Raw genomic sequence first — 18,235 nt, 5'->3', positions numbered from 1 at the left:
TGAAACACCTCCTTCTAAATGGCTTCCTTAGAGTTTCTAATCCCTTTGGGTGTGACCCATCTTTCTAGACGGCCCAACAAAAGATCAGCAATCAATGCAAGAATGATTGCCGGGACAGAACCCGCGATAATATAATCGGTTCGGAACAGATTGAGGCCGTCAAAAATATAATCGCCCAGTCCGCCTGCGCCAATATATGAAGCAAGCGTTGCCCAGCCGATTAAGTAAACCGTTGACAGGCGAACCCCGGCCATTATAACTGGGACGGCAAGAGGCAATTCCACATGGACAATCCGCTGCCAGCTTGTCATGCCCATGCCGCGTCCTGCCTCAAGCATGCCTTTATTGACGCTTCTAACGCCTATATATGTGTTTCTTAAAATCGGCAAAAGTGCATAGACAAATAGCGCTATAATCGCCGGTACTTGGCCGACACCGAGGACTGGAATAAAGAAGGCCAGTATGGCAAGGCTTGGGAAGGTCTGAATGACGCCGACAATGCCCATTACAAATCCGGCGATTTTCGGGACTCGCGTAAGGACGATCCCGAGCGGAATAGCGATGATGATGCCCAGAAGGACGGCGGCGAGAGAAATATATAAATGTTCCCATGACTTGATGAGTATCTCACTCCAGTTTTGTGACAAAAACTTTATGACACTATCCATATCATCCCTCCTGTTGTCCAGTCATTTCGGGATTTTCTTCGCCCCAGATTGAATCATAGACGACGTCAACAAGGTTTGCGCGGGTGACAATGCCGGCTAAACGATGATCGTTATCGACAACAGGGACGTACTTCATGCCTCTTTTTAATATCCGGCGAACAGTATGGCGCAGCAGTGTATCTTTCTTTACTGTATACATTTCTGTTTCCATGACTTCGCCGACTTGATAAGACTTTTTGCGTTTCTGGTCGATCATTTCAACATCGACATAGCCTTGTAAGATTTGCTGGTCATCGACAACGAGCAATGTATCCACTCGGCGCTGTTTCATTAATTCAATAGCTTGCGACAATGACTTATCAACAGAAATGGTCACTGGAGCAGGGTTCATGATTTGTTCGACAGTCTGAATATTTGGGCGGGCTTGCACTAAACGCTCTTTGCCGATAAATTCTTCTACGAAATCATTTGCCGGGTTCCGAAGTATTTCATCCGGGGTGCCGACTTGCACTAATTTGCCGTCGCGCATAATCACAATGCGGTCGGCCAGCTGGATTGCTTCATCCATATCATGCGTGACAAAGACAATTGTCTTGCCGAGTGATTGCTGTAAATTTTTAAATTCTTCCTGCAAGGAATCCCTCGTAATAGGGTCTAAGGCTCCGAAGGGTTCGTCCATTAAGATGAGAGGCGGGTCGGCTGCCAGGGCACGCAGTACACCGATACGTTGTTGTTGGCCGCCGCTTAATTCATGAGGATACCGATCTAAATATTCCGGCGGTAAGTGGACCAGCTTTAATAATTCCTCCGCGCGGGCGCGCCTTTCAGATTCAGGCCATTTTAGCAATTTAGGGACAAGCGCAATATTATCGCGGATTGTCATATGAGGAAACAGCCCGATTTGTTGAATAACATATCCAATAGAACGCCTTAGCTTCACCGGATCTTTTTTCATGATATCTTCACCGTTGATGTAAATCGTACCTTCCGATGGTTCGATTAAGCGGTTGATCATTTTCATTGTTGTTGTTTTACCGCAGCCGCTCGGCCCGATAAAAACAATAAATTCTCCTTTTTCAACCTCTAGGTTCATTTTATCAACCGCTTTTTTTCCTCCTTCATATATCTTTGTTACATTGTCAAATTTCAGCAAATAGGTGACACCTCCACGAGTTTTGGAAATATTTCATTTTAGTTAAAAAGTCTGCCTAAAAAAAGCTTAACGGGACTTTCTGAGTTTTTCAAATAGGACATGTTGCAGGTAACAATGGATTAATACCTGTTTTTTTAGTTTTTTAAACGTATCTTTGTTATTTTTGCGATATTTCCTGCTCTAACGCATGAAATGGCTGAATATCACAGATGACTATTTCCGGAGAAAGCGTTATAGATTATGTTTATAATTTCCTTTAATTCAGATGATTACCAAGCATTATTAAATCTTCTATAGGTCATATTACATATTAAGAAAGGCATTCAAGCCGAGAGTAAAATCAGGCCTGTGGATAACTATTTGAAATCTGATGCATTTTGAGTATAATGGGTTATATGTATGAATTGATGTAGAAATGAGTAGAAACCGTACCGCTATAATCGCAGCTCACTCTGAAAAATAAGAAACAATGCAATAGTTGCATCTTCTGTTTGATATGCCGATTGCCGTAACAGGTATGAAGGACAATGAAAAAAAGGAGCAGATAATAATGAAGAAAGTCATCACTTACGGAACGTATGACTTGCTCCACAGCGGGCATATTAACTTGCTAAGAAGAGCTAAAGAACTGGGCGACTACTTAATAGTAGGGCTTTCAACTGATGAGTTTAATGCTGTAAAAGAAAAGAAGGCTTATCACAGCTATGAAGATAGAAAAATGATCCTTGAAGCCATTCGCTACGTTGATGAGGTTATTCCTGAGCAAAATTGGGAACAAAAGGTTCAGGATGTGATAGAACATGAGATTGATATTTTTGTCATGGGCGACGATTGGGAAGGACATTTTGACTTTCTTAAAGAGTATTGTGATGTGGTTTATCTGCCTCGGACGGCCGGTATTTCAACAACAAAAATTAAACAGGACTTGCTTCAGTCAAGAAATGGTTAGGGAATTTATTATATTCATTTACTTGTTTGTTTTTAAGATATTATTCAATGCTTTTAATTGGCTCCCGCTTAAAAGAAAAGTTACGTTTATTTCCACTTTTGGGCAAAACAGTCTATCTGTCTATGAAGAAATAAAGAGCCAAAAAATAGATTGTGAAATTGTCTTCCTATGCAAGCCTTCTTGCATTCAAGAATTTAAAAATATCAATGGTGCAAAAACGATAGCGTTTGAAACATATCATATCATTGATATGATAAAATCTGCTTATCATATAGCCACATCACAGTATATATTTGTTGACAATTATTACGGCTTTTTATCTGCCGTTAAATTTAAAGAAGGCGTTGAGTGCGTTCAATTATGGCATGCAGCCGGCGCTTTAAAAACATTCGGTTTAAAAGATAAAAATATTTTGCATCGAAGCGCTGCGGCGAAAAAAAGGTTTTCCAACGTTTATCAAAAATTTAATAGAGTTGTTGTCGGTTCCGAAGCGATGGCCAATATATTTATAGAGGCTTTCGATCTCCCGCCTGATCGGATTTTAAGGACGGGAGTTCCAAGGACTGACCTTTTTTTTGACCAAGATTACAAGCGGCGAGTCACTTCTGATTTATACAGCGAAAATCAAGCTTTAAAAAGCAAAAAGGTTATTTTATATGCCCCAACATTTCGCGACCATGAACTTGACCGCTTTGATTTAAAGTTAGATTTGGATAAAATGTACAGAGAATTGCATGATGAATACGTGCTTTTGCTTCGTTTTCATCCGGCGGTTAAAGACCGGGCAGTCAATTTTCAAGAAAAATATCCCGGTTTTGTTTATGATTATTCAGGCTATCCAAATGTCAATGATCTTCTGTTTGTCACGGATATTCTTATTTCTGATTATTCGTCTATTCCTTATGAATTTGCTTTATTGAATAAACCGATGATTTTCTTTCCGTATGATCTTAAGGAATACCGAAGCCAAAGAGGGTTTTGGGAAGATTACGAGCAGTCTGTTCCAGGTCCCGTTGTATATACGACAGATCAATTAGTTAGCCAAATAAAAGATCATCAGTTTGATTTAAATGAGGTCGCATTATTTTCTAAAAAATGGAACGTCTATTCTAATGGACATTCCAGTAAAAACCTTGTTAAATATTTATTTGAAAAGGAATCATCAATGGGGCTTCAAAAAAGAGAAAGAGGTACTTTGTAATAGACCTCCTTCGGGTGATAAAGGAATGATTAATATGAAGCGCCTGCTTACGAAAATAAAAAGACACCCGAAAGCGAAAAGTATTTATAAAGGTATTTTTAAGTTAATTGGGTGTCTGCCTGTGAAAAAGAATGTGGTTATATTTGAAAGTTTTCACGGCAAACAATACAGCTGCAATCCGAGAGCGATCTATGAATACTTGTCCAGCAATCATCCGGAGTATAAAATGTATTGGAGCGTTGATAAAAGGTACGCCAAAACTTTTGAAGAGAGTCATGTACCTATTATAAAAAGGTTTTCATTTCGATGGTTTTCCCTTATGCCCCGTGCACAATACTGGGTGATTAACAGCAGGCTTCCCTTATGGATGCCTAAGCCTAAACATACTACTTATTTACAGACGTGGCATGGCACGCCGCTGAAGAAATTAGCGGAGGATATTGATGAAGTGCATATGCCCGAAGTGACAACCGAAGTATATAAGGAAAATTTTAAGATAGCAACGAGGAAATGGGATTATTTAATATCTCCGAATGCTTATTCGACGAAGATCTTTCGGAGAGCGTTTCAATTTGATAAAGAAATCATTGAATCGGGATACCCAAGAAATGATTTTCTTTACAAGGAAAATAATGAGCAAACGATAAAGAAGATTAAGGAAAAATGCGGCCTGCCCCTTGATAAAAAGGTGTTATTATATGCGCCTACTTGGCGGGATGATCAATTTTACGCCAAAGGCCGCTATAAATTTGATCTGGATTTAGATCTTCATAAAATGCAAAAGCAATTAGGCCATGATTATATTATTGTTCTCAGAATGCACTATCTTGTCTCGGAAAACTTCGATTTATCTCCGTTTCAAGGTTTTGCTTATGATTTTTCTCATCATGAGGATATCCGAGAGCTTTATCTCATTTCTGATTTATTAATAACGGATTACTCATCTGTTTTTTTTGATTATGCGAATTTGTATCGTCCAATGATCTTTTTTGTTTATGACATTGAACATTATCGCGATAAATTAAGAGGATTTTATTTTGATTTTGAGAAAGAGGCGCCAGGTCCGCTTGTCAAAACAACGGATGAGGTCATCGACGTTATTTTTGATATCGAAAAAAACAACTTTAAATGTCCGGACAATTTTAAGCATTTTCATCACCGTTTCTGTTATTTGGAGGATGGTGAAGCGTCCCGGAGAGTAGTTGAGAGAGTCTTTTTAGGAAGGATCCCAACATGAAATCAATGATAACCGTAATAAAGGAACAAATAAATAGCTTTTATTTAATTCAGCGGCTAGCGGCCTATGAAGTAAAAAGCGCGAATAAAAACAATTACCTCGGCATCCTTTGGGAAATCATAAACCCGATGATTCAAATTGCTGTATATTGGTTTGTCTTTGGCTTCGGCATTCGCCGAAACAGCGCCGTTGACGGCATTCCTTTTTTTCAATGGATGCTGGCGGGGATTGTTGTTTGGTTTTTCGTCAATCCGGCTATCACTCAGTCGGCTAAATCCATTTATACACGCATAAATATGATGTCAAAGATGAGTTTTCCAATGAGTGCGATACCGAGTTATGTGATTTTGGCAAAGTTTTACCAACATTTAATGCTGCTCATCATTGTATTCATTATATTGCAATTCAGCGGATTTCCAGTCACTTTAGAAATTGTTCAATTGCCTTATTATATGTTTGCGTCAATAGCTTTTCTTATTTCCTTATCGCTGATTACATCCACATTGACAACGATTGTACGTGATGTGCAGATGTTTATTCAAGCGATTATGCGGATGCTGCTTTATTTAACACCAATTCTTTGGGCGCCTAATAGACTGCCTCATTTTATCCAAACTATAATGAGGATTAATCCGTTATATTATATTGTAGAAGGCTACCGTTCCGCGCTGTTAGGCAAACCTTCATGGTACTTTGTTGAACATTATCAATACACTATTTATTTTTGGATCGTAGTATTTGTGATGCTATTATTAGGTTCCATGATGCATGTAAAGTTTAGAGGCCATTTTATTGATTATAAGTAATGATGGATGTGATGAATCATGGGGAAATCAGTAATCGTCAAAAATGTGACCAAGCGTTATAAACTGCATACAAAGACATCTGAGAGATTGTTGGACATTATCTTGCCAACCGGTTACGGCGAAGATTTCTATGCTTTGAGAAATGTCAGCTTTGAGGCAGAAGAAGGGGATGTCGTTGGCATTGTCGGAATTAACGGCTCAGGAAAGTCAACGCTGTCCAATATTATTGCCGGGATTGTTCCGCCGACATCAGGCACTGTGAAAACAAAGGGTGAAACCTCGCTGATTGCGGTTCAATCCGGACTCAATAACCAGCTGACAGGCAGAGAAAACATTGAACTTAAATGTTTGATGCTGGGCTTCAATAAAAAGCAAATCCGCAAGCTTGAGCCGGAAATCATTGAATTTGCGGATATTGGCAAGTTCATCGACCAGCCTGTAAAAAAATATTCGAGCGGTATGAAGTCTCGCCTGGGATTTGGAATTTCAGTGACAGTTGATCCCGATATTCTTGTTATTGACGAAGCGCTGTCTGTCGGCGACCAAACATTTGCTGATAAATGTTATGACAAAATGAATGATTTTAAAAAAAGAGGTAAAACAATCTTCTTTATCAGTCATTCCATCGGGCAAATGAAGAAATTCTGCGAAAAAGCCTTATGGCTGGAATACGGCCGGGTAAAGGACTACGGAACGATGAAAGAAGTCATGCCGAAATATGAAAAATTCTTGAAGGACTTCAAAGCAATGTCCAAAAAAGAACAAAAAGCATATCGAGAAAAAATGCTGCAAAGCCAAGGTAATGAGCTTGTAAAATCTTAAAGCGGCCCAAAAAGGTTCTCCCCTTCCCGTGCTTTTGATGCGCTGGAAGGGGTTTTTTATTTGGGATCTATAATATGGGCTCTATAATATTGGCTCTACAATATTTGTTGGGGTATGACATGTCATATTGCGCTTCAATCATTTTTGACAGCGATCTTGTGCAGGCCTCTGCAAGTTGTCAACCTTCCATTCGCTTTCTGCTTAACGTATTCGGGAAGTTTGTAAGAAAAGATTCTGTTTGGGAGCCTAAATCTGCGCTTACTTTTCTTTAAAGGAAATAAATATATAATGAGTATAAGAATTTAAGAATGTCACTTTATTTTAAGATAAGAAACAGAATGAAAAATTACAGAAAGGAAATGCTGTCAAAGAAAAAATTTTTTATAAAAAACGTAACGTTTCCGCTCACTTTTTCGTTTTTATAGATAACCGAGTAAAAAAGGAGGGGCATCATGCAGGCATCGGTTAGTGATACGTCATCAATTATTGATGATGCGGATTTTGAAAAAGCGATCAAGCCGTATTTTCACCAATTAAAAAGTTATTGTCTTTCTCTGGCAAAGTCGTCATGGGACGGGGAAGATTTGTTTCAGGACACATTAATAAAAGCGTTCAGTAAATGGAAAAGTCATAATCGAAATATTTCGAAGGCTTATTTGTTCAAGGCTGCCTCAAATGCATGGATTGATCGGCATCGAAAGCGCCAGCCTGATATAGATGATTCCGCAGAGTTAACCAACATATCATTAAACGAATCAGAAGATAAAGCGGCAGTGGAAGAAGCGATGGGCATTTTATTAAAGAAGCTGACGCCAAAGCAGCGTGCTGTCTTATTGCTGATTGAAGGGTTTAACTTTACTCATAAAGAAGTCGCCGAGATGATCGGCAGTAAAGAAGGCGCAGTCAGAGCTGTTCTCCATCGTGCTCATAAGAAACTTCAATTGATTGATAAGAAAAAGGATATCTATTCAGCTTCTAATGAAGAAGATGTCAGAACTTATGTTCAAACGTTTTACAGCGGCTCCCCTGAGCGGTTTGCTGCATTGTATAAGCAAGAAGCGGGTATCGTTAACAGCATGGCATCACATTCTCAATTTAGCAGTCGCCTGATTAAGGGTGTCGGCAGCGGCCGTTCGGTCTATTATCTTGTTCCAATAATACTGAATAACGGAAAAACACTTGTTATGCCGTTTTACCAAGCGGAAATCAATGTTTTGCTTTCATGGATTGAAGCATATAGGTCTCATTTACAAAAATCGGCGTTATTACTCGCCGCTTAGGGAGTGGTTATATGTCAAATTTTATTCCTTATGTTATCGAACAATCAAATCGCGGTGAACGGTCTTACGATATTTATTCCCGCTTATTGAAAGACAGAGTCATTTTCGTCGGTACCGAAATCGAAGATAATATGGCTAACAGTATTGTTGCCCAGCTTTTATTCCTTGCTGCTGAAGATCCGGATAAGGATATTTCAATTTACATTAACAGCCCGGGCGGCTCAATCACATCTTGTTTTGCGATTTACGATACGATGAAATATATCAAACCGGATGTTCAGACCATTTGTACAGGAATGGCAGCATCAGCAGCGGCAGTGTTATTAACAGCAGGTACAAAAGGTAAACGGCTTGCCCTTCCGAATAGCGAAGTCATGATCCATCAACCTCTGGGAGGGGCAAAAGGGCAAGCGACCGATATTGAAATCAGTGCCCGGCGTATTTTAGGGATGAGAAAGAAAATCAACAGTATTATTTCGGAAACAACTGGCCAGCCGATAGAAAAGGTAGAAAAAGATACGGACCGCGACTTCTTTATGACAGCTGAAGAAGCAATGGCATACGGGTTAGTCGACAAGATAATTGAAAGGATCTGACAGTTGTTTAGATTTATATAGAAGGGGGGCGAATGTTCAGCTCCCCTAAAAAATGATTTTCGCTACTTGGATTATAGTTATTCGCTTTTCGACTGTTTCAAAAGCTCCTTGATCTCTGTCAACTCATTTTCTATATGATGAAGGCGCCTTTGCATATCGTCAATCTCTTGCTCAGCTTTATAATTAATCGCAAAGTCGATAATGGATTCATGTTTGTCGCGCGCAGCTTGGCGATTTTGGCTCATCATAATAACAGGCGCTTGAAATGCGGCGATGAAGGACAAACATAGGTTTAACAAAATAAATGGCGGTGGATCAAAGTGGGCTGCTTTTGTAAACATTAAGCTATTCCAAATAATCCAGATACTTAGGAACACTGCAAACCAAATAATGAAGCGCCAGCTTCCTCCAAACTGTGCGATTTTATCTGCCAGCCGGTCTGACCATTTTGTCTTTTGGGTATATTCACTGTCAAGTTGATGAAGAATTTCTGATTCATAGCGATCTACAAGCCGATCAATACGCTTTAAGCTTTCTTGGTTTAAATTAATATCAAAACCTTGGATTTTTACAGATTCTTTTTTTTGGCCTTTGAATGGCTTCCAAATTTTTTGTACCATTGTACAAAACCTCCTCTCTTATAGGAGGAAGTCATCATTTCCAAATTCAAGTAAAGCGGCAACTGCTTTTATGCAGTAACCCGCTTCGGATATTCAGCTGCATGACTTCCTCTAACGTCGGAGCTATGTCCGACTCGCCTATACTAGGATTACCCATAAAACAGTTCCACCTCACTTTTTTAATCTTTCTAATTATATGCTATTTTATTTTAACGCGACTATACAATTATTTGAAGAGCACTTCATCCAAATATACTTCTTCGGCAAGACTCCCTATTTCTAAGGGGATCGAATATTTATTTTCCATGTTATCCAGCTTCTTTTTTAACTTTTATATAGGGGTGGAGGAAAAAAGAACGCGCTAAAATTTCATTTGCCGGAAATGGCATCAATAAAGACATAAGAGGAGGCGCATGCCATAAAGGTAACCTTTACGGGCATGCGCCTTTTTATCTTTTATGATGCCTTTTGCTTTGACAGTTGATTTTCCATTTCTTTGAATCCTTTTTTCACTGATTCAGACGGTTCTTTTGTTAACAGGCTGACAATGAACACAGCAATCATACTCAGGAAAAATCCTGGAATCATTTCATACAGCTTATGTGACAGGCCTGTTTGTATCCAGACGATGACTGTAATGCCGCCCGTGATCATTCCGGCAAGTGCTCCCCACTTCGTCATGCGTTTCCAATATAAACTTAATAGAATCGCTGGCCCAAAGGCAGAACCGAATCCCGCCCAGGCATGTCCGACAAGACCGAGAATGGTATCATTTGGTTTATAGGAGAGCCAAAAGGCTATCAAAGCCACAACAAGAACAGCAAGTCTGCCGACGAAAACAAGTTCCTTATCTGAGGCTTTACGGCGTAAAAAGGTTTTGTAAAAATCTTCGGTTACCGCACTTGATGTAACTAATAATTGAGATGAAACGGTGCTCATAATAGCCGCAAGCATGGCTGCCAATAAAAAGCCAGTGATATACGGATTGAAGAGCACGTTGGCAAATTGAATAAAGACAGTTTCGGGGTTATCCAACTTGCCACCGTGTTCGAGAAAATAAGAAATACCGACTAGACCTGTGGCTGCTGCACCAAAAATCGTTAAAGTCATCCAGCTCATGCCGATCCGGCGCGCTGACTTTAATTCTTTGACAGATTTGATAGCCATAAACCTGACGATAATGTGAGGTTGTCCAAAATAGCCTAACCCCCATGCAATTAATGAGATAATACCAAGTGTTGATGTGCCTTTGAAAATATTTAAAAGTGATGGATCAACGCTGCGAACATCATGAATGACGGTATGCGCGCTCCCGACTTTTGTAAGGGCAACGATTGGAACTAACACAAGGGCAACAAACATAATGACCCCTTGGACAAAGTCTGTTAAACTAACCGCTAGGAAACCGCCGAAAAGTGTGTAACATACGACAACAGCGGCTGTAATAATGAGGCCGGTGCGATAGTCGAGATGAAAGGCACTTTCGAACAGTGTTCCGCCGGAAACCATACCAGATGACGTATAAAAAATAAAGAAAACAAGAATGACGAGTCCTGAAAAAAGGCGGAGGATATTCTTCTTGTCTCCAAATCTATTCTCCATATAATCCGGGATGGTTATTGAATCATTTGCGATTTCAGTATAGGTTCTAAGACGGGGAGCGAGGACAAGATAATTAATATAGGCACCCAATGTTAATCCAATGGCCAGCCACAAACTGGATATGCCTGTTGCATACATCGCTCCTGGAAGCCCCATGACCATCCATCCGCTCATATCTGAGGCTCCAGCCGATAGAGCAGTGACGGCAGGCCCGAGTCCTCGTCCGCCTAACATATAGTCTGATAAGTTAGAGGTTCGCTTATATGACCAGAAACCAATGAGAAGCATAGCGATCATATAAATGCCAAGTGAAACAAAAACGCCAAAATGCATAATTTGACTCCTTTTATCTAATTTAATCGTTGTATCCACAATGGAAATATTTAACTTAAAATATAGTCTGAGACTCTGATGTTTAATATGGGGAGTCTAACTTAGGGAAAATTTTTCCGCCAGAGAAGCGGTTCTATAAAAATCGACTTGATTGCTTTCGATTCGAATGCCTCCTTATCATTTTTAGCTTTGTTCGCATTTTCTTCAGTTTTGTTCGTATTTTTTTGAACAATGGTCTTATAATAACACGTTAATAATGAATATCAAGGGTATTTGACAAAGTCATATGGAATAAGTTCAAATAGCATTTGAAAGCGGAACCATTTATAAATATATTGATGAGATGATACTAGAGGGCTGAATATGGGGTTACATGATACGTTATAAAGGTTAAAAAACGGTTTGGGATATGATTTTTTTTACATTAAATACAAAATCAAACAATATTAATGAGCTGTCGACACTTTGCTACTGATATCAATTTAAAGTGTTATAGACAATGGGATTAATAGATTTGAGCATGAATAGATAATTTAAAAAAACTGTTTGGGCAGCCAGATGGCCTCATTTGGAAAGGAAATGGCATGATATAACTCGAATATATTCCTTTAGATGTGATTATGATAAATAAAATATACATCTTAAAGGAGGGTATCTATGAAAAAAACAATAGCCTACCAAATCCTAATAGCGTTAATTATTGGGGCAATGATCGGGCACTTCTTCCCAAACTTTGGGATGGCGCTAAAGCCTATTGGCGATGGATTTATACGTTTAATTAAAATGATTGTTGTTCCGATTGTTTTCACAACCATTGTTCTTGGGGCTGCCGGCAGCGGCGATATAAAAAGAATGGGGAGCATAGGTTTAAAGACTATTATATGGTTTGAATTTATTACGACGTTAGTCCTAGGTGTTGGGTTATTAATTGTTAATTTATTGAAACCGGGACACGGCATTAACTTTTCACATATTGCCAAAGGCGATATCTCCGGTTTATCAAGGTATACAGAACAAGTGGTTGACTTTAAACAAATGCTTCTGAACATCATCCCTGAAAATATTATTGATGTTATGGCTAAAAATGACCTTTTGGCTGTTATATTTTTTGCTATTCTGTTTGGCGTTGCTGCTGGAAGCATTGGAAAAATATCTGAGCCCGCTTTACGTTTTTGCGAGTCCGTCGCAAATATTATGTTTAAATTAACACAAATGGTCATGACTGTGGCACCAATCGGGGTTTTCGCCTTAATGGCTGCCTCTGTCGGACAATACGGCATTCAGCTGTTAATCCCTATGCTGAAATTAATTGGAAGCGTTTACTTAGGCCTTGTTGTTATCGTTTTTGTTCTTTTCCCGATTATAGCGTCTTTCCTTAAAATTAAATATTTTGAAGTGTTGAAAATGATTTGGGATCTGTTTTTGATCGCTTTTTCAACAACAAGCACAGAAACTGTTCTGCCTCAGCTGATGGAACGGATGGAGAATTACGGATGTCCAAAAAGGGTCGTTTCATTCGTTGTTCCATCTGGGCTTTCTCTAAACTGTGACGGGTCTACATTATATTTATCAGTAGCCAGTGTTTTTTTGGCGCAAGCGTTTGGCGTACACATGTCATTGTCGCAGCAGCTGTTAACAATGCTTGTTCTTATTTTGACAAGCAAAGGGATAGCAGCAGTGCCATCAGGCTCGCTGGTCGTTTTATTGGCAACGGCTCAAGCCGTAGGGCTGCCGGCTGAAGGAGTGGCAATTATCGCAGGTGTTGACCGGGTTATGGATATGGCTCGCACCGGCGTTAATGTACCCGGGCACGCTCTTGCTTGTATTGTTGTATCTAAATGGGAAAGGGCATTTAGGAAGTCTGAGGAAACGCCTTTGCCTAAAGATCAATATTCAATGTAATATCTTCAAAACACCGTTTCCATTTCGAACGGTGTTTTTGACATTATCTATTCCAAGGTTTAAATATGGAAATCATGACTGGGAAGGTTAATAGTGCAGCCATTAATGCAGCAGCGGTTAATCATATATGGCTGTGAATATAGATGAGGGCTTATTAGCAAAAAAAGATCTTTGAAAGCATAAAAAAGTAAGAGGTTGTTCAAAGCCTCTTACAGAAGGTTGTTTTTATCAATCGATTCTGCATTTTTCCAAATCAAAACACCATTTTGTCCGCCAAATCCAAATGAATTGCTTAAAGCCCGAGAGATACGGGAGGTACGGCTATGGTTAGGCACGACATCTCGAGGGGCAAATTCTTCCTTATCATCGCAATTTAAAGTAGGAGGCAAAGTGCTTGTGTTCATTGCCTTAATACAGGCAATGCTCTCAATAGCGCCTGCTGTTCCAAGCATGTGGCCGATCGAACCTTTAATAGAACTGACCGGGATATTGTCTAGATGACTGCCAAATATCTCTCTAAGTGCAATAGATTCCGCGATGTCTCCTGTTGGTGTAGCTGTTGCATGAGCGTTGATATAATCAATATCCTTCGCTTCTATCCCGGCGCTTTTAATTGCTCTTCGCATTGCTAATGCGGCTCCGCGTCCCTTAGGATCTGGAGCTGTTTCATGATAGGCATCATTAGACGAACCGTATCCGATAAGCTCGGCGTATATACGTGCACCGCGCGCTTTAGCGTGTTCGAGCTTTTCAAGAACGATCATTGCTGCTCCTTCTCCCATCACCATGCCTGCGCGTTGTTTATCAAAAGGACGAGACCATTGGCTCATGTCTTCAGGGCCGATAGTTGCAATGGCGCCGGAATCGCGGAGTCCGGCAAGAATGACAGGGCTGAACAGACATTCAGCACCGCCGGCTAATACCATATCAGCTTCATCTAATCTTAACCAATAACTTGCCTCGCCAATGGCGTTAGCGGAGGAGGCGCAAGCTGTCGCGTATGTCATTACAGGACCATGGCATTGGAAATATTTTGCGATGGCTGCGCCAGCGGCATTCGGGATCATTTTCGGGACAAGGCGCGCGCCTACCCGGGTTGACCGTCCAGAGGAAATTCTCGCTGAGCCTTCTTCCAAAGTTTGAACGCCGCCAAAGGCGCATCCGATTGAGATGCCAATCCGATCCTCACTATAATCTTTATGCAGGGAATGGCCATCTTTCCATCCAGCATCGCGGAAGGCTTCCATTGCAGCAACGAGGCCGAACTGTGTAAATCGGTCTGTATTTTGAATTTGTTTTCTTGTCAGATAGTCAGATGGGTTAAAGTCTGAAATTTGAGCTGCGGCGGGTACCCATTGTTGCCAATGGTCATTTTCCATTTCGCGGATAGCAGAATGTCCAGAGACAATGCCATCCCAAAATTGAGGCACTCCGGAACCAAATGGCGTGACGGCACCCAGACCGGTGACGACGATGCGAGTACGGTCGCTCATTTATATTCACCTCACAGATGTATGTTAGTGGTCAGCGCTAGATAGTTAGGCCAGGGGATCACCTTTGCTTTAGAACTGCTGAAAGCGGCGCTTCTTCGTCGAGATCATTCATGGCACTACTTCCGTTTCCCTCTGGAAAGCGTAAAGAAAACCATTCCGGAAGCGGCTTCATAATCAAAGCGGCATAAAGAAACGGGATGATAAAAGTCTGCTAATTGAATAATGAGTATAAATAATGGTAACATTCATTATATTATCATAACCGTTTCAAGGACAACATTGATTTGCTTGAATATTATGTCTTGATAGAATATATTCTATACCTTTACCTTTTAGACAGGACATTGATTAAGAGGTGTATGAAATGTCTGCTAAGGAGGAATAATTAACATGGAAATCCCTGTTAAAAGATATAAAGATAAGGTTGTTTGTATCACAGGCAGTTCACGCGGTATCGGCCGCAAACTTGCTTTGCGTTTCGCCGAGGAAGGCGCTGATATTGTTGTTAATTACTTTCGCAACGGCGACGCCGCTCGAGAAACAGTTAAAGAAGTGGAGAGTTATGGACGCAAGGCGCTGCTTGTACGGGCGAATATGGCCCAAGAGGAAAAAATTATTAAAATGTTTAACGATATACATGCAGAATTCGGGCGTTTAGATGTTTTTATCCACAATGCTGCCTCCGGGCGGAATAGATCGGCCATGGAAGTGGACGTCAAGGGCTGGGATTGGACTGTTAACATCAATACCCGCGCGTTCCTGATAGGCGCTCAGCAAGCTGCGTCATTAATGCCTGAAGAGGGAGGCGCGATGCTTGCGCTTTCATCGTTTGGTTCGGACCGGGTATTCCCATATTATACAACGGTCGGAGCCAGTAAAGCGGCATTGGAATCACTGGTCCGTTACTTTGCCATAGAATTGGCGCCGCGCAAAATCAATGTTAATGCTATTTCAGCCGGAGCGGTTGAAACAGATGCATTGGGGCATTTTCCGGAGATGGACAAGACATTGGCAGCGGTTAAGGAGAAGATGCCGTATCATCGTATGGTGACACCAGATGATATTGCTAATGTCGCTTTGTTTTTATGTTCGAAGGAAGCCGAGATGATGCGGGGGCAAACGGTTCGCTTAGATGGAGGCATGACACTGCTTGTTCCGTAGCCGTTCATGCCGGAAACCATAGGATTCTATGATGTTGGCTTATGAACGGGCAGATATCGCCGGTATTTGACCGAACAATCAAACTATTTGAACTTGTTTTTCCTCAGGAGTAGAATAAAGCCGATAAGAGGTGCTGCATTTTTCTTAGAAACAAGATAGATATGATTAAATTTGGCAGGCGCCGGCGAAATGAAATTGTTTCATCTCGTCGGCTGAGTATCGAAAGACCAGCTGGAAAACTTCATAATGACGGCACCATCTTCGCTTAATGCGTCTATGTGGTGTTTTTTGAGCTTAACAATTGGTTTTTATTGCAGAAAGAAGGGATAGCCTTCCGGGGTGTCAAAATTATAAAACTACTCTAGCTATATAAATTAAATGAAATGGAGATGATGATATGGCAACAGCATTTACAAAAGAACAAATAGAGGAAAAAGTACGAGATGTTGTTTCCAGCCAGCTGCAAGTTGAACCTTCTAAAGTACAGGGAAGCAGCTTGTTTGTTGATGATCTTGGCGCGGATTCGCTTGATCTTACCGAACTTGCCATTGCGTTTGAAGACGAGTTTGATATTGAGATTCCTGACTCTGATTTTGGGCAGCTTTCAACGGTTTCAGGTGCAATCAATTATATTATCGGCCGCTTAGATTAATCTTTAAAGGAGAGAAACATCATGTTCGAATTTGAGGGAAAAACACTGACAGAAGAACGTGCCCTTCAATTCATTGAAAAAGGTTTATGGACAAATGAATCATTTGTCGATGTTTTGGAGCGCCATGTACAGCTCTATCCTGATGTGATCCACAAGGATGAGCATCGGCGTCTAAGCTATAAAGAAATGTGGCAAGAAATCGAGTCAGTTGCTGCCAGTTTATATGAAATGGGCATACGCAAAGGCGATACGATTGGTCTTCAAATGCCTAACACCCTTGACTACGTGATCGCTATTTTTGGTGCTGCGCGTATTGGTGCGGTCGGTGTATTTTTACAAGTCGACCTTGGCCGAGAAGCGCTTGTCCAAAGTCTGAAACAAATAGACGCAAAAGCTTGGATTATTGCGGGACATTACCGTGGACAGCCTCTATTTGAGACAGCGCTGGATATCCAAAAAGAACTTCCTTCCATAGAACACATCATCTTACAAGGCGATACTTCCGGTATACATAATGATGCAACAACGTTTTCATCGCTGCGCAACAGCGGCAAGGCCCTTCCCAAGGATGTCCTTGATGAGAACAAACCAAAGCCGTTAGATGCATTTGTTATGGTGTTTACTTCAGGTACAACAGGGTCGCCGAAGGGTATCGTACATCTTCATGCAAATTACCTTTGGTCAGCCCGCAGCTTGGTTGAAAATTTTGGTTATGACCCCAAATGCGGTGTCCTTGACTTGGCGCCGATCAGCCATCAAACGGGCATGCTTGCCGGTGTTATGATGACCATTGCCGCCGGCGGACGCATCCTCCTTCTAGACCGATTTTCAGCTAAGCGTGCATTAAAGTGGGTTGAAAAAGAGAAACCAAGTTTCATTATTGGCGCACCGCCTCATGTCATCCATATTGCGAATGCTCCAGACTTAAAATCTTCTGATACATCGAGTGTTAAAGTATTTATATATGCAGGAGCACCTGTGCCAAGCACTATCCTCCAAAGGCTGCAAACGGACGGCGGCATAAGGGTCGGCGGCATGTTTGGCTGGTCAGAAGGTTTTGTAGCCACGGCGAACCGTCCGGATGACCCGATTGAGGCAGTCAGCAATACGGTCGGCTTCGCACTTAAAGACATTGAAATTCGTCTGGTTGATGAAGACGGCAATGATGTAAAGCAAGGTGAAATTGGCGAACTCTGGTCGCGCGGACCGAACTTCTGTGCCGGTTATTATAAAAATGAAAAAGCGGCCAAGCGTCAATGGGATGATGAAGGATGGTTCCATTCCGGCGATTTGCTTCGGCAAGATAAAAACGGCCGATACAGTTTTATTGCTCGGGCAGATGATGTGATTAACCGCGGCGGCACAAAAATTGACCCCAAAAGTGTCGAAGATGTCATTTCCGGTCTTGATTCCGTTGAGAGAGCTGCAGTCGTTGGAGCGCCGCATGAGACGCTTGGACAACAAACTGTCGCATGTATTGTATTGAAAGAAGGCGCTGAGCGATTCACTTTGCAAGCATTGCGTGATTACCTCGGCAAGCATGGCTTAGCGAAGTTCCAATACCCAGATCGATTGGAATTTCTAAGAGAATTGCCAATGACACATTCCGGGAAAATTAAAAATAGAGAATTGCGCGAACGGTTTCGGCTTGAGGCATAAAAGATGAGCCTTCTTAAGAATTAAGGGGTTCGGCTTCTGTTCCGGAAAGAGAACCTGTGAAGTAAATGCTGTAAAGTTGTTCATTCACGCAGCGTCAGCGC

General features: G+C 41.1%; 16 protein-coding genes and 1 pseudogene. 11 read left to right on the top strand and 6 right to left on the bottom strand.

The window, feature by feature from the left end; genetic code table 11:
* Window positions 1-14: 14 nt before the first annotated feature.
* Window positions 15-668, bottom strand: coding sequence for an ABC transporter permease (locus JOD45_RS05550; protein WP_205002879.1), 654 nt, complete (start codon window positions 666-668; stop codon window positions 15-17).
* A 1-nt stretch (window position 669) separates the two neighbouring features.
* Window positions 670-1,821 carry a betaine/proline/choline family ABC transporter ATP-binding protein gene (locus JOD45_RS05545; RefSeq protein ID WP_205002878.1) on the bottom strand — a complete coding sequence of 384 codons (1,152 nt, stop codon included), beginning with the start codon at window positions 1,819-1,821 and terminating at the stop codon, window positions 670-672.
* Between the two features lie 550 nt (window positions 1,822-2,371).
* Here JOD45_RS05545 and tagD point away from each other — a divergent pair.
* From tagD to clpP, 7 genes and pseudogenes are all read left to right on the top strand, one after another.
* Complete coding sequence (tagD, locus tag JOD45_RS05540) at window positions 2,372-2,770, top strand: glycerol-3-phosphate cytidylyltransferase (protein WP_205002877.1); 399 nt, start codon at window positions 2,372-2,374, stop codon at window positions 2,768-2,770.
* On the top strand, window positions 2,763-3,971 hold the full coding sequence (locus JOD45_RS05535; protein ID WP_205002876.1) for a CDP-glycerol glycerophosphotransferase family protein: 1,209 nt from the start codon (window positions 2,763-2,765) through the stop codon (window positions 3,969-3,971). The genes tagD and JOD45_RS05535 overlap by 8 nt, the downstream gene beginning before the upstream one ends.
* A gap of 37 nt (window positions 3,972-4,008) precedes the next feature.
* Window positions 4,009-5,208 (top strand): annotated as a pseudogene (locus JOD45_RS05530) (CDP-glycerol glycerophosphotransferase family protein); the annotation flags it as partial.
* Window positions 5,205-6,014, top strand: a complete 810-nt coding sequence (locus JOD45_RS05525) for an ABC transporter permease (RefSeq protein WP_205002875.1) — start codon at window positions 5,205-5,207, stop codon at window positions 6,012-6,014. The pseudogene JOD45_RS05530 and the gene JOD45_RS05525, both read left to right, overlap by 4 nt.
* An 18-nt stretch (window positions 6,015-6,032) precedes the next feature.
* Window positions 6,033-6,836, top strand: coding sequence for a teichoic acids export ABC transporter ATP-binding subunit TagH (tagH, locus tag JOD45_RS05520; RefSeq protein ID WP_205002874.1), 804 nt, complete (start codon window positions 6,033-6,035; stop codon window positions 6,834-6,836).
* A 452-nt stretch (window positions 6,837-7,288) separates the two neighbouring features.
* Window positions 7,289-8,116 (top strand): RNA polymerase sigma factor, encoded by an 828-nt coding sequence (locus JOD45_RS05515; RefSeq protein WP_205002873.1) that lies wholly within the window; start codon window positions 7,289-7,291, stop codon window positions 8,114-8,116.
* 11 nt (window positions 8,117-8,127) lie between these two features.
* A complete protein-coding gene (gene clpP / locus JOD45_RS05510) occupies window positions 8,128-8,712 on the top strand; it encodes an ATP-dependent Clp endopeptidase proteolytic subunit ClpP (RefSeq protein WP_205002872.1) in 585 nt (194 codons plus the stop codon).
* 77 nt (window positions 8,713-8,789) lie between these two features.
* Here the strand turns inward: clpP and JOD45_RS05505 are convergent, their stop codons facing one another.
* Together JOD45_RS05505 and putP are read right to left on the bottom strand one after the other, a co-directional pair.
* The gene (locus JOD45_RS05505) at window positions 8,790-9,332 is read right to left on the bottom strand and encodes a DUF1003 domain-containing protein (protein WP_205002871.1); all 543 of its coding nucleotides are present in this window, start codon (window positions 9,330-9,332) and stop codon (window positions 8,790-8,792) included.
* A 456-nt stretch (window positions 9,333-9,788) separates the two neighbouring features.
* On the bottom strand, window positions 9,789-11,267 hold the full coding sequence (gene putP / locus JOD45_RS05500; protein ID WP_205002870.1) for a sodium/proline symporter PutP: 1,479 nt from the start codon (window positions 11,265-11,267) through the stop codon (window positions 9,789-9,791).
* Between the two features lie 657 nt (window positions 11,268-11,924).
* On the opposite strand from putP, the gene JOD45_RS05495 reads away from it, so the two are divergent.
* Window positions 11,925-13,169 (top strand): dicarboxylate/amino acid:cation symporter, encoded by a 1,245-nt coding sequence (locus JOD45_RS05495; RefSeq protein WP_205002869.1) that lies wholly within the window; start codon window positions 11,925-11,927, stop codon window positions 13,167-13,169.
* A gap of 209 nt (window positions 13,170-13,378) precedes the next feature.
* Here the strand turns inward: JOD45_RS05495 and JOD45_RS05490 are convergent, their stop codons facing one another.
* Both JOD45_RS05490 and JOD45_RS16740 read right to left on the bottom strand, forming a co-directional pair.
* Window positions 13,379-14,662, bottom strand: a complete 1,284-nt coding sequence (locus JOD45_RS05490; protein ID WP_205002868.1) for a beta-ketoacyl-[acyl-carrier-protein] synthase family protein — start codon at window positions 14,660-14,662, stop codon at window positions 13,379-13,381.
* A 116-nt stretch (window positions 14,663-14,778) separates the two neighbouring features.
* Window positions 14,779-14,907 (bottom strand): hypothetical protein, encoded by a 129-nt coding sequence (locus tag JOD45_RS16740; RefSeq protein WP_275583926.1) that lies wholly within the window; start codon window positions 14,905-14,907, stop codon window positions 14,779-14,781.
* Window positions 14,908-15,052: 145 nt separating this feature from the next.
* On the opposite strand from JOD45_RS16740, the gene fabL reads away from it, so the two are divergent.
* From fabL to JOD45_RS05475, 3 genes are all read left to right on the top strand, one after another.
* The gene (gene fabL / locus JOD45_RS05485; protein ID WP_205002867.1) at window positions 15,053-15,823 is read left to right on the top strand and encodes an enoyl-[acyl-carrier-protein] reductase FabL; all 771 of its coding nucleotides are present in this window, start codon (window positions 15,053-15,055) and stop codon (window positions 15,821-15,823) included.
* 397 nt (window positions 15,824-16,220) lie between these two features.
* Window positions 16,221-16,475, top strand: coding sequence for an acyl carrier protein (acpP, locus tag JOD45_RS05480; RefSeq protein WP_205002866.1), 255 nt, complete (start codon window positions 16,221-16,223; stop codon window positions 16,473-16,475).
* 21 nt (window positions 16,476-16,496) lie between these two features.
* Entirely contained in the window at window positions 16,497-18,134 is a 1,638-nt protein-coding gene (locus tag JOD45_RS05475; protein WP_205002865.1) for a class I adenylate-forming enzyme family protein, read from the top strand.
* Window positions 18,135-18,235 lie beyond the last annotated feature (101 nt).

Origin of the sequence: Scopulibacillus daqui, assembly GCF_016908855.1 — a bacterium.
GTDB classification, from domain to species: Bacteria; Bacillota; Bacilli; order Bacillales; family Sporolactobacillaceae; genus Scopulibacillus_A; species Scopulibacillus_A daqui.
Note: the sequence above shows the minus strand (reverse complement) of the source record. Positions and strands in the feature narration are given on the sequence as shown.